This is a genomic window from Bacteroides caecigallinarum (genome assembly GCF_021531075.1).
Classification (GTDB): Bacteria; Bacteroidota; Bacteroidia; order Bacteroidales; family Bacteroidaceae; genus Phocaeicola; species Phocaeicola caecigallinarum_B.
The window spans coordinates 22,204-35,772 of the sequence record NZ_JADYTJ010000003.1; the positions used below are offsets into that span (position 1 = coordinate 22,204).

A 13,569-nucleotide genomic window follows, 5' to 3' on the forward strand; every position below is an offset into this window, starting at 1 on the left:
ATGGAAACACTTAATTCAAATATACCTGAAGTTGCAGCTAAAGTAATGGCTGCAACTTCTGTTTCACAATCTTTATCTTTCTGTATGGAAAGAAAGTATCTTAATGGTATTGGTGATACTAATCTGAATCCTTTATTCTCATTACGCGAAATTGAAACTACAACTAAAAATAGTGTTTCATGGATTGAAGTCGTTCAGGTAGGCAAACCTTTATCAGATAGTGCAGAAGATTGTTTTACAGCAATGCAGAAAATATTATATTCTTGTTTTATGCCTAAGGAAACACAGTTGCTATTTCTAATAATAGGAAACAAGAAACAGAATAAAATGTATTTAGGAGTACGGGCAATGGGGGCTTCTATAAAGAAGAATATAGTAAAATATTTAAATGAGTTTATAAAAGGTGTATGGCCTGGATTACAGACTAAGATTATTAAAGATGATTCAACAGATGGTAATTTAAAGGATTTAACTGAAAAGGTTAATAATGAAACTCTAGAATATGTATATGCATTGACAGGTATTCCTTCTATGGAAAGCCAATATAAATCCATTTATCCTGCTACGATTGATAAATTGATGGCAGGAATGAGTCAAAGGAATTATGCTTATCTTGTTGTTGCTGATCCTATAGAAACAAATGAGGTAGATAGCATGTTGTTTCAATGCAGGGAAATGAATGGTCAGGCAGAATCTTTAAAGTCTTTTAATGTAACTGAGGGGGAGACTTATGGAACAAGTAATTCTCATTCTGTTACAGATGGATACAACTCTTCAACGAGTGAATCTGTTACAAAAAGGGACTATTCTAAATTAGGGAAACTGGCTGTACAAGGGACAGGCTTAGCATTTGCTGCTTCATTTTTTCCTGCTGCAAAATCGGTAATGGAAGGGGCTGTAGATGTGGGAGGAGAGTTGATTGCTGGTGCTGCGAGTTTATTGGGAATAGGAGCTGTGAATTCTATAGTTGCTTCTTTGACACCAACAAAATCAACTTCTACTACAAGTGGTACAAATCATTCTGAGAGTAATACTTATTCTACAAATGAAAGTAAATCTCAAAGTCTAAGCCGAAATATCGTAAATAAACATATTGAGTCTGTATCTGAACATTTGTTCTACCATTCCAAGCGGTTTGAAACAGGTAAGGCTATAGGAATGTGGAAAGTTGGTACTTATTTATTGGCAGAAAAGGAATCTGATATAAAAGGTGGGGCAATGCAATTGCGTTCAATACTAAGTGGACAGGAATCTATATTTGAACCGATTAGAATAACTGACATTACAAATGTTATTGAGTCTTCAAAATCATTAGCACAGTTTGTTTCTCCTGTAATACGTATTGATAGTGTATTAAATGGTAAACCTTTTAATCATCCATTGGGGGATTCTTATAAAGAACTTAAAACAGTTCTTACAACAAAAGAATTATCCTACCTTATTAATTTCCCATTACGCTCAGTTCCAGGTATCAGTGTTATTGACAGTACGCCTGATTTTAGTTTGAATATAGAAGTTGTTAATGAATCTTGTTTTGCATTAGGACGTTTATTGTATGGAGGATCAAAAACAGATTTATGTTATTCAATTCCTATAGATTCTTTAGTTAAACATACGTTATTATCAGGAATAAATGGAAGTGGAAAGACTAATACTGTTCAGGCTATATTAAATGGAATTAATGGAAAACTTCCATTCCTTGTTATAGAACCTGCTAAAACTGAATATGTGGACTGGGCAATTCAATACAACAATGAGCATCCAGACACTCCAATAGATATTTATATTCCAGGTTGTAAGAAATATAAAACAGGGTTTGTTCCAAAACAATTGAAATTGAATCCGTTTGAATTAGTATGGCTGGATAAAGAACAAGAGCCTAATGTGCTTAGTCATATAGACAGGTTAAAATCTACCTTTGCTGCCGCTTTCCCTATGTACGACATTCTTCCGGTTCTAATGGAGGATTTGATTTATACAGTTTATCAGAATAAGTCTACAGATTGGCTTACTCAAGAACCTGTTTTGGGAAGTACATTGCCACCTACGTTGAATAGTATGAGCGTCAGTGTAGATAAGGTAATAGCGAACAGGCAATATGAGGAAAGGATTGAACGAAATATGAAGGCTTGTTTTCATACTCGTATTGACAGCCTAAAACGTGGTTGGAAAGGAGAAATGCTTAATACTGTCCATTCAACACCTTGGAATGAACTTTTCCAAAAGCCTTGTATCATAAACTTGTCGTATGTGGGTGATGATGTGGATAAATCGTTTTTCATGGCATTAATTCTTCAGTTCTTATATGAATATTGTACGGCGTTAGCTGAAACGCAAAGAATTGACTTTAACGATAATAGCTGTCGTCATTTGACTATTATAGAGGAAGCGCATAGAGTCATGGCTAAATGTGATAATCAGGAGTTGCCACAATACAAATCGGCTATGATGTTTAGTAATATGTTATCCGAAATTCGTGCGTACGGAGAAGGTATGCTTTTGGTTGATCAGGTTCCAACAAGACTGATACCGGATGCTATTAAAAATACGAACTTGAAGATAACACATCGTTTGGTGGCTGAGGATGATTGTAAGGCTATCGGTGAAGCTATGGGATTGAATGATGATCAGCGTAAAGTGATTTCAAAATTGCTTACAGGACAATGCATCGTTTCAAGTTCTCTGAATACAGAAGCTTATTGGGTGAAAGTTGATAAGGTTAAATGACATGTCTATGATGGAATATTATAATGGATTGGAATCTAATGAATTTTCAGAAGGTATAGAAAAAAAGACTTTTGTAACAAAGGCTGAAAAAGCATATATTTCTGAAGTGTTAGGAACAAAAGATAGTACTGCCATTGTAGCGAGAATTGATGAACTATCGACTGATGTTCCTCCAAAAGCTATTGACTTTAATAAGGAAATAGCTTCTTTGCTGAAGAGCGCAGGTGAAGATATTTCGCCAATTTATTTAGAAGCTCCACAGGATTGTATTCAAATAAAAGATATTTCGGAAGAAATGAAAACCATAGAAGGATTGGATTTTAATGATTGGAAAGAATTATCTTTTGATGAACGGATGAGTGTTTTGCAAAAATTGGAAGAACAAATATCTGTGATTGCTCATAGGCCTTTTTGTGAGTTGGTTGCTAAAGATTTGGGTAACGGACATTTTGGATATTATTCAAAGAATAGTAATCTGATAGTTATAAATAGCGATGTTATAAAGTCTAACTCTTTTAATGATTATAGAGAAACATTGGATACTTTAGTTCATGAAGGACGTCATGCTTACCAAAACTATAATTTATATGAAAGGGAAGTGCATCCAAGAGGAGGAGAGATATCCAACTGGAAATTGAATGAATTTAGTTATGGTTATCAGGATGTTGGGCATTATGGATTCAGAGCTTATGCATTGCAACCTTTGGAAGCTGACGCAAGGGCTTTTGCTGAAGATGTATTGAATGAATTTTTTAAGAATAGGGTATGATGGAAAATATTTCGAATATATTACAAAAACGTGGCTATTCTGAGAAACAATCAGCTAAGGTAGCTGCTGAATTGCATGATATAGATGATAGCTTAAAGCCACTTCTAAATAAATGGTTGGTTTCTGAAGAAGAAAATGATTACCATGTAGAGGGATTTAGCTTATTAGAATTAAAACTTAAATTTGATATGACTTATCCTGCTGCTTTATTGACAATGGATTGGTTGATTAAAGAACCAGAAAATGCAATTAGAAGTATTAATAGAGGAATAAAATAGAATTATAATATGGCAACATTTATATTAACTCCTAAATGTAACATTCCTCTCAGTCATGGAATGAAAATAGAGAAAGGAACTCTGCCGTTTATTGTAGAGATTCCAACAAATCATCTTCCTTTTGATTCTATATCATCTAAGAATATGGTTAAGAATTGCTTGTTGGCAAGAGGAATAGACATTTCTGGTCATGAGAGTATTCTAAGCGGTGCTTATTTTGATTTTAAAAAGATATAGTTTAATATTAGAACTGTTGAATATGGGAAATAATAGGGATATAGATAGAGATTTCTTCATGTCTATAGAAGATAAATTTGAAATCACAGGTAGAGGTGTTGTTGTAACCGGTAGAATAGAAACTGGTGAAATTAATGTTGGTGATACTGTGATTATTCAGAATCTGAATAATAGCATTGTTTCTACTGTAGTAGGAGTGGAAATGTTCAGAATGTTATTGGATAGAGGTGAAGCGGGAGATAACGTAGGTTTGCTTCTAAGAGGAGTAAGAAAAGAACAAATTGATACGGATTCTTGTATGATTAAGGCGGGAGAAGAGTCTTCTACTGACATAATAATGCGTTGTCCTAACTGCGGCCGTTGGGTAATGTGTGAGAGAAATGTTTATAAAAATAAGATTGTTGATAAAATTATAAAGAATAAAGGAAAGATTGCAGGTGCTGTGTTAACCGTAACTACTGGAAATCCTACTTTTATTTCAGTTGGAAATGTTGTAGACAATGTAGTTAATGATGACTCTAGTAATGGGGTAGAGGAGGTTGGTAAAATATATTTCAATTGTCCTAGATGTTCTCATTCTTGGAGTGAGAAATAAAATTTGTTATACAATAATTCCGATTATGAGAATATTATATAATTCAAAACATTATGATTAGAGGTATTACACTTTTCCGATGTACTAAGTGTGGAAAAATATTTTCTGCACCAGATATAGAACTAAATGCAACAATTTTTTCTATGCCTCAACCCTGCAAGCGTTGTGGAAGTATAAGAACATATCCATTGTCAAGCTTTTTGTTTAAGTCCTCATATAAAAAGATCTGGGAACAAATGGAGAAAAATAAAACTTGATTATATTTAAGGATTTCAAGATTGACCATGAATAAAGAAAATATAATACCAAAATTTTTGGAGGACGGTTGCGAATATATTTAATTCAGTCAATTCGAAAAGAAGTTTATTATGTTCCGTTCTCTAGCTGAACAAGGAGTGATTGATGCACCGCTTTATTATGCATCGCTTCATTTACGTGGACTTGGTACTGGAAGTTATCACGTAGTAGTATAGAATGGTATAAGATGGCAGCTGGAAACGGTTGTAAAAAGCAAAGGAGGCTTTGGAAAAACTGATCGCAAGTAATCATGATTTATAACTCATAACTATGATACAACTTAAAACCAAAAATCAAAATCTGGTCAATACCACAAGCAATGGTGTTCCATACATAAAGAAGTGTTTCACTCTTTACGGAATACAAGTTTGTGGTGTATTCCCTGTGTTTGAGGGAATAAAAGTGACGTTAGACGGTACTGTTGATTCACTCTATAAGGAATTAGGTAACACAGATTATTCGTTTTACCATGGAACGATGAGATTGGCTACGAAAAAGCTAAAGCAGCTAATGAAAGTTAAATCTGAAATAAGAGATCGTTTCTCTGTTGAACAAATTAAGGATATTGAAGCTGAGAAAGAAAAGATTTCCGGATTAATTTGGCACCATTACGAGGAATTGGATGGAGAAAGTCCAATTATGCAACTTGTGGATGAAAAGTTGCATACGGCATGTTCGCATACCGGTGGCTCATATACTTGGAACAGAAAACATCTGGTATAATAACGGAAGGTAGAAAGCATAGAATAAAGAAGTGCATTCTGATAATTATCTTTTCGCTTGCCAACGAAACAGGTGCAAGCCACACATACCTTTGCTTCATCGAACTAAAACTATGTTAATATGAAGAAACTGATTAATTTTTTGTTTGTCGTGGTATGTGTTATTATGACAACTGCTTGCGAGAGTGAACTGAAGGATATGGCTTATAGCTATACCAACAAGTCGAATGGTGATGTTACTGTCATCCGTCTTTATAAAGGAGGCAAGGTGCTTATTAATAAATTTACAAAATGGGATGTTGAAGACAAGGATGAGATTTATATGTATAAAGGTAAAAATATTATCGGGGCTTCTTATAGTAGGATAGACAGTATTATTAACATAAAGAATGAGTATGAAGTTTTTGATAAGATTATTGTTCAGAAGGATGGGGGTATCAGGTATAAGGCTGATGTTTACAGACCGGACAAGCGTTTTAAGGATATAAAGCCTGTGGGTAAGTATGGAGGTAAATCTTATGAGTCGAAGGGCGATGACGGTAATATGTATATGTGCTTTATAGATGAAAATACTGTATTGCTGGCGACTGAAGGGGGATTGGATTATTATGATTATGAAATTTCTAACGGTAAAATTCTGATAATCGGTAAAAATCTTATTTTTAAGCCTGAAGGGGATAATTTCCTTGTTCTGGAGAGTAATTGGACTTCGCTTGTTATGAAGTATAAGGGGATGGTGGATGATTATGAACTTTGGAGTTATATTCTTTCTGATTTTGAAGGAGATTTTTGAATGTAAATGAATTTTGCGACGCTATGAAATATGTAAATGACAAATTCCTCCATTCTGACCTTATCGTTTTGGGATGTATCGCTACTATCAACTGTTACATCTTGTTGGTGATGGGAAAGGTTATAGACGGTATGGATGTTTTCTTAAAATCACTTTCGTTGTTTCAGGTGATTGGAATATTATTAAGCCTCATTACAGTGCAGACACTTATAGAGCTATATGTGAGGTATATAAATAAAGGTAAGACTGCTTTCCTCGTTTCCAGATTTGTATTAGGAGTATTTGTAATGTTTATGGCATACATATTGGTTGTAACAACAGGTGGTTCATCCGGCTACGATGGTATTATAAAAAATATGACTTCATGGGAGTTCTACAATTTAATGACAATAGAGTTTATGTTCTTCTGTTTTGCTGTTGCGTATGAAAAAGCGGAGCATAAGCGTTATCAGAATAAATCCTCTGATGATGTCACTTGCTAAAGAAATGTAATAAACAATTTAGATATCGAAGAAAGATATCTGATTTGCGTTTTTTATCTCTTATGCACATGATGTATGTGCAAGCCCGCTGTACCTTTGTGTCATAATCAAGGAAGTAAATAACATTAATACTTATAATCATGAGCACAAAGCGTATGAATCTTTTGGAGTGTATAGAGGTGATTGCCGATAAGGCTGAGAATTCACATCTGAGTGATGAGTTCTTCAATGAGGTTGAAGGACAGATTGGATATGTATCGCGCAAGTTGGGTATCAACAGAATACAGGCTGTTGTGCTGGCTCTGATGGTGAACAGAAGTTTTGATACAAGGATTGAACTTAATGATTTGTCGGACTATCTGAACTGTAAGTATATAAAGATGCTCAAGTACTCGGCCGATGTGGAGGGGCTTGTGAAATCTCATCTTATTGCCTGTACAAGGGGAAGAAGGGATGATAATCTTACTTACAGGGTACCTCCTGTGGTAATAGAGCATCTCAAGAATAACAAGGCGTATAAGTATGAGGTGCCTAAGAGTTTGACAACAAGCGAGTTTTTCGGTAAACTAAACGAGTATATTGATTGCCGAGTAAATGAAGAGTGCAGTATAGAAGGCTTTCAGAACGATGTGGTGGAGTTGATTGAGAACAATCTGCATCTGGATTTTGCAAGCAGGACTAAGGCTTTGGAACTTGACGTCAATAATCTGGCTCTCTTCCTTTTTATATGTGACGCATTTATTCAGAACAGAGAGGAAAATGTAAGGCAGCAGGACCTTGCTGATATGTGTTGTAACAAATATCATTTCAAGTCTGTCTGCAATCTGCTGATGGAGGGTAAGCACTGTCTTCAGAAGTTGAATCTGATAGAGTTCTGCAATGAGGACGGGATGGTGAACAGGGAGGAATATAAGCTTACTGAGGATACGAAGAGAACTTTTCTGTTCGGAGTGAAGGCCGGTGGCTCGGACAACTCATCCGGAAATTTCTCCTCTTTACTTATGGACTGCAGGTCTTTGCCCGCAAAGGAGCTGTTCTATAACAGAAGGGTGACTGATTCGATAAACCAGCTGGCAGGTCTGCTGGAACAGAACAATTTTTCTGACATTTGCGGACGTTTGAAGGAAAAGGGGCTTCGCAGTGGTTTTGCATGTCTTTTCTACGGCGCTCCGGGAACGGGAAAGACGGAGACGGTTTATCAGCTGGCGAGACGGACGGGAAGAAACATCATGCGTGTGAATATCTCTGAGATTAAGAGTAGCTGGGTGGGCGAAAGCGAGAAGAATATAAAGAATGTATTCAATAAGTACAGGTATCTTGTGGAGAGATCGGAGGTGGCTCCTATTCTGTTGTTCAACGAGGCTGACGCTATTCTTGGAAAGAGAATGGAGGGGGCTGAGCGTGCCGTGGACAGGATGGAGAACTCAATCCAGAATATCATCCTGCAAGAAATAGAGAATATGGAGGGTATTCTGATTGCTACCACGAATATAGCGGGAAATCTGGATAAGGCTTTTGAAAGGAGGTTTTTATACAAGATTGAGTTCGAAAGACCGGATATTCAGGCGAAGTGTGCTATATGGAAGTCGATGATACCTGAACTTAATGAGGATGAGGCTGAATGTCTGGCATCGAGATATGATTTCAGTGGAGGGCAGATTGAGAATATCTGTAGGAAAAGAACTATAGATTCTATTTTATGGGGAAGCGAAAATCTGGATTTTGAAAAGCTGAAAGATCATTGCGAATCGGAAATTATGCATATAGGAAAAACGGAAAGAAGAAAGATTGGTTTCAGGTAAATCAGTCTTTCTTCTTTCCGTTTTATTTGTACATTTCGTTCATCTCACCTATAGTCTTGCGGATTTCTTTAATCAGACAGTCCGGACTGAGGACCTGAAGGCTGGAGCCGTAGGATAATAGCTCCTGAACCAGATCGAGAGTAACTTTCATGTGCAGTTTAAAGATAATAAAGTTTTCATCGTGAGAGATTACTTCCTGTGTATGGTGTAGCGGTCTTGTCTGTATGTATTGTCCTTGCTTGGTTGTGAATTTTAAAAGAATATCGTGGGCTTTGGTTTCTTCTTCGCCATGGATAATCCCGAAATTGTCATTATATAATACCTGTGGATAGTTCTTTTCTTTCATCGTAAAACTTTTGTCGCTGACTGTCGCACAGTCCATCCTGTCGAGTGAATATACACGCAGGGCATTTCTCTCGTGGCAATGGCCAATAAGATACCATCTTTGGCGGAAGAATTTTATAAAGTAAGGTTCTACAGTGAAATTCTGTGCATCCATCCAGTACGAATGATAGGTGATGTTTATGCATTTGCTGCGCGACATGGCATCGGTTATGGCGTCAAGATGTTCTTCGCCTCCGAAAGTGCTTTCAAGGATGATTCTGTCGGCAAGGCGTTTACGTCTGGAAATAACATCAGTGGATGATGCCGTCTGTATCAGCCACTGGTTGATAGGGGACTTGCTTATTTCTTCCGGATATTCGATATAATATTCGTTAGTGCTACGGTCGCAATTGATGTTGATATCGAACATCTCTTCGGCTGTACGTTTGTACGACATGAAGGTGTTGCGGTGTAAGGTAATATCGTAGTCCGCATTGTGTGCTCTCCATTCTTCCTGGATTTCATTAAGTGTCATTCTTTTTCTTCTTAGAAGCAGATTGACAAGCCAGATACATATCCTGTTCTTCATAAATTCGGTTTTTTCTGATAGTATTGCAAATTTACGGAATGGATGCACCGAAAACTAGTGCAAGCGATAATTTCTTTAAAAACTTTATAAACAGGTTTCAGAATGAGATGTCGGAGAAGAAGAATTTTACTTATGATTTTTTATAGACGGTTTTCGCTTTGTTTCAGATATGAAATCAGATATGAAAAAAGATAAACAGCATTAACTCACAATTTTTATTCTTTTTGCAAAGTGTTTGAAAATCTTCTTTAAAAAAAGAAAAGTGGATAAGAATTATGTGAAAATCATAAACTTATCCACTTTTCTTTTAATTATCTATTTTTTTCTTATAAATTTGCAGCCTAAATTTGGGAAGGCTGTAGCCTGGATAAAAGATAATAAGATAAAACAACATAAAACTATGAGTAGTAAATTTACTGAATATTCTCAGCTGAACCTGTCTGAGGTGAATAAAGAAGTGCTGAAGAAATGGGATGAGAATGATGTATTCTCAAAGAGTATGACTGAACGTGAAGGCTATCCTTCGTTTGTTTTCTATGAAGGACCTCCATCGGCTAACGGTATGCCGGGTATTCACCACGTTATGGCTCGTACTATTAAGGATACGTTCTGCCGTTTCAAAACCATGAAAGGTTTTCAGGTAAAGCGTAAGGCAGGATGGGATACTCACGGACTTCCTGTGGAACTTGGTGTGGAAAAGGCTCTTGGAATCACTAAGGAGGATATTGGTAAAACTATCTCAGTGGCAGAATATAATCATCATTGCCGCACCGACGTCATGAAATTTACTAAGGAATGGACTGACCTTACTCACAAGATGGGTTACTGGGTAGACCTTGAAAATCCTTATATCACATACGATAACCGTTACATCGAAACTTTGTGGTGGCTTCTGAAACAGCTTTATGGAAAAGGATTGCTGTACAAAGGATATACCATACAGCCATATTCTCCTGCTGCCGGTACAGGACTTAGCTCGCACGAGCTAAACCAGCCTGGTTGCTACCGCGATGTGAAGGATACAACTGTTGTCGGACAGTTCAAGATGAAGAATCCTAAACCTGAAATGGCACAGTGGGGTACCCCTTACTTCATTGCTTGGACTACTACTCCTTGGACTTTGCCTTCAAACACAGCTCTTTGTGTTGGTCCTAAGATTGACTACGTAGCTGTGCAGACTTACAATGGTTATACTGGCGAAAAGATGACTGTGGTTCTGGCTAAAGCTCTTCTATATACTCATTTCAACAAGAAAGCAGAAGAAATAGCTCTTGAAGACTATAAGCCGGGCGACAAACTTATACCGTTCAAGGTGGTAGGCGAGTACAAGGGTACTGACCTTGTAGGTATGGAATACGAACAGCTTATACCATGGGTTAAGCCTGTTGAGGCTACAGCTGATGGATGGGTTGAGGCATCTGCTAAGGCTTTCCGCGTAATCCCTGGTGATTATGTAACAACAGAAGACGGTACAGGTATCGTACATATCGCTCCTACATTCGGTGCTGATGACGCCAATGTGGCTCGTGCCGCAGGAATTCCTTCATTGTTCATGATCAACAAGAAGGGCGAGACTCGTCCTATGGTTGACCTGACAGGTAAGTTCTATTTGTTGGACGAACTTGATGAGGCTTTCGTGAAGGAATGTGTAAATGTTGACGCTTACAAAGAATATCAGGGACGTTGGGTTAAGAATGCATACGACCCTCAGTTCACTGTTGACGGCAAATATGACGAAAAAGCTGCTCAGGCTGCAGAATCGCTTGATATCTATATCTGCATGATGATGAAGCAGAACAATCAGGCATTCAAGATTGAAAAGCATGTACACAACTATCCTCACTGCTGGCGTACAGACAAACCGGTGCTTTACTATCCGTTGGACAGCTGGTTTATCCGTTCTACTGCAGCTAAAGACCGTATGATAGAATTGAACAAGACTATCAACTGGAAACCAGAATCAACTGGTACAGGACGTTTCGGCAAGTGGCTTGAAAACCTGAACGACTGGAACTTGAGCCGTTCCCGTTATTGGGGTACTCCGCTTCCTATCTGGCGTAACGATGAAGGCGAAGAATTGTGTATCGGTTCTGTAGAAGAACTTTATAATGAAATAGAAAAGTCTGTAGCTGCTGGCTTCATGACAGAAAATCCATATAAGAAACTTGGTTTCGTTCCAGGACAGTACAGCAAGGAAAACTACGATAAGATAGATCTGCACCGTCCTTACGTTGACGATATCATTCTGGTTTCTGAAAGCGGCAAGCCGATGAAACGTGAATCAGACCTTATCGACGTTTGGTTCGACTCTGGTGCTATGCCATATGCACAGCTTCACTATCCGTTCGAAAACAAGGAAATAGTTGACAACCGTACTTACTATCCTGCCGATTTCATTGCTGAAGGTGTTGACCAGACTCGTGGATGGTTCTTTACACTTCATGCAATCGCTACTATGGTGTTCGACAGTGTGGCTTATAAGAATGTTATCTCTAATGGTCTTGTACTCGACAAGAACGGTAACAAGATGTCTAAGCGTCTTGGTAATGCAGTAGATCCGTTCGCTACAATCGAAAAGTTCGGTTCAGACCCATTGCGCTGGTACATGATTACAAATGCTTCTCCATGGGATAACCTGAAGTTCGATACTGAAGGTGTGGACGAAGTGAGACGTAAATTCTTCGGAACACTTTACAATACATATTCATTCTTTGCACTTTATGCAAATGTCGATGGTTTCTGCTATGCAGAGAAAGATGTACCGATGGAAGAACGTCCTGAAATCGACAGATGGATATTGTCATTGCTCAACTCTTTGATTAAGGATGTTGATGCTTGCTATAATGATTATGAACCAACCAAGGCAGGTCGTCTGATTACAGACTTTGTGAACGACAATTTGAGTAACTGGTATGTACGTCTGAACCGTAAGCGTTTCTGGGGAAGTTCAATGTCAACAGACAAGCTTTCTGCTTATCAGACTCTGTATGTATGTCTTGAGACAGTTGCCAAACTGATGGCTCCTATAGCTCCGTTCTATGCAGACCGTCTGTATATGGATCTTGTAAATGTTACAGGACGCGACAATGTGGTTTCTGTTCACCTTGCTAAATTCCCTGTTGCTGACGAAAGTCTGATAAACAAGGAACTTGAAGCACGTATGCAGATGGCACAGGATGTCACTTCAATGGTGCTTGCACTTCGCCGTAAGGTTAATATCAAGGTGCGTCAGCCGCTGCAGTGTATCATGGTTCCTGTTGTTGACGAAGATCAGAAACGTCATATCGAGGCTGTTAAGGATTTGATCCTTAGTGAAGTAAACGTTAAGGAAATCAAGTTCGTTGAAGGAGCGTCAGGCGTATTGGTCAAGAAAGTTAAGTGTGATTTCAAGAAACTTGGTCCTAAGTTCGGAAAACAGATGAAAGCTGTAGCCGCTGCTGTTGCAGAAATGTCGCAGGAAGCTATTGCAGAACTTGAAAAGAACGGTTCTTACACATTTGCTCTTGACGGAGGTAACGCCGTTATCGAAACTGCCGATGTTGAAATCTTCAGCGAAGACATCCCGGGATGGCTTGTTGCCAACGAAGGTCGTCTGACTGTAGCTCTTGAAGTGACTATAACTGAAGAACTCAGACGCGAAGGTATAGCACGTGAACTTGTAAATCGTATTCAGAACATCAGAAAGAGTAGCGGATTTGAAATAACTGATAAAATAAATATCACTTTATCAAGAAATTCCAACACTGATGATGCTGTAAATGAATATAATAATTATATTTGCAACCAAGTTTTGGCTAACTCACTTGAATTGGCAGATGAAGTTGCCGAAGGTACAGAACTTAACTTTGACGACTTCTCTCTGTTTGTGAAGGTTACCAAACAGTGATAAATGTTCTCATCTGCTGGGTGTTGTAACATCTGGCAGGTACTATTATTAATTTTAAAACTTAAACA

At 37.8% G+C, this 13,569-nt stretch carries 11 protein-coding genes; 10 read left to right on the forward strand and 1 reads right to left on the reverse strand.

The genetic code is table 11. The features are described 5' to 3' along the window. The 9 genes from I6E11_RS01340 to I6E11_RS01380 all read left to right on the forward strand — a co-directional run bounded on the left by I6E11_RS01340 (position 1) and on the right by I6E11_RS01380 (position 8,702). Positions 1 to 2,727: an ATP-binding protein gene (locus I6E11_RS01340; RefSeq protein WP_235336041.1), complete on the forward strand. Its 2,727-nt coding sequence runs from the start codon at positions 1 to 3 to the stop codon at positions 2,725 to 2,727. A gap of 7 nt (positions 2,728 to 2,734) precedes the next feature. Continuing rightward, positions 2,735 to 3,496: a hypothetical protein gene (locus I6E11_RS01345; RefSeq protein WP_235336042.1), complete on the forward strand. Its 762-nt coding sequence runs from the start codon at positions 2,735 to 2,737 to the stop codon at positions 3,494 to 3,496. Beyond that, entirely contained in the window at positions 3,493 to 3,774 is a 282-nt protein-coding gene (locus I6E11_RS01350; RefSeq protein WP_204394554.1) for a hypothetical protein, read from the forward strand. Before I6E11_RS01345 ends, I6E11_RS01350 begins: the two co-directional genes overlap by 4 nt. 9 nt (positions 3,775 to 3,783) lie before the next feature. Then, positions 3,784 to 4,011: a hypothetical protein gene (locus I6E11_RS01355; RefSeq protein ID WP_204394555.1), complete on the forward strand. Its 228-nt coding sequence runs from the start codon at positions 3,784 to 3,786 to the stop codon at positions 4,009 to 4,011. Further along, positions 3,992 to 4,606, forward strand: a complete 615-nt coding sequence (locus tag I6E11_RS15310) for an EF-Tu/IF-2/RF-3 family GTPase (RefSeq protein ID WP_394800085.1) — start codon at positions 3,992 to 3,994, stop codon at positions 4,604 to 4,606. The genes I6E11_RS01355 and I6E11_RS15310 overlap by 20 nt, the downstream gene beginning before the upstream one ends. 567 nt (positions 4,607 to 5,173) lie before the next feature. Then, entirely contained in the window at positions 5,174 to 5,626 is a 453-nt protein-coding gene (locus I6E11_RS01365; protein ID WP_235336043.1) for an HNH endonuclease, read from the forward strand. A 120-nt stretch (positions 5,627 to 5,746) separates the two neighbouring features. Next, entirely contained in the window at positions 5,747 to 6,418 is a 672-nt protein-coding gene (locus I6E11_RS01370; protein ID WP_235336044.1) for a hypothetical protein, read from the forward strand. A 23-nt stretch (positions 6,419 to 6,441) separates the two neighbouring features. Next, positions 6,442 to 6,900, forward strand: a complete 459-nt coding sequence (locus I6E11_RS01375) for a hypothetical protein (RefSeq protein ID WP_235336045.1) — start codon at positions 6,442 to 6,444, stop codon at positions 6,898 to 6,900. A gap of 140 nt (positions 6,901 to 7,040) precedes the next feature. Beyond that, complete coding sequence (locus tag I6E11_RS01380; RefSeq protein ID WP_235336046.1) at positions 7,041 to 8,702, forward strand: ATP-binding protein; 1,662 nt, start codon at positions 7,041 to 7,043, stop codon at positions 8,700 to 8,702. Between the two features lie 22 nt (positions 8,703 to 8,724). On the opposite strand, the gene I6E11_RS01385 is transcribed toward I6E11_RS01380, so the two are convergent. Next, positions 8,725 to 9,615: a WYL domain-containing protein gene (locus I6E11_RS01385; protein ID WP_235336047.1), complete on the reverse strand. Its 891-nt coding sequence runs from the start codon at positions 9,613 to 9,615 to the stop codon at positions 8,725 to 8,727. 400 nt (positions 9,616 to 10,015) lie between these two features. Here I6E11_RS01385 and ileS point away from each other — a divergent pair, with 400 nt between their 5' ends. Then, positions 10,016 to 13,501, forward strand: a complete 3,486-nt coding sequence (gene ileS / locus I6E11_RS01390) for an isoleucine--tRNA ligase (protein WP_235336048.1) — start codon at positions 10,016 to 10,018, stop codon at positions 13,499 to 13,501. Positions 13,502 to 13,569 lie beyond the last annotated feature (68 nt).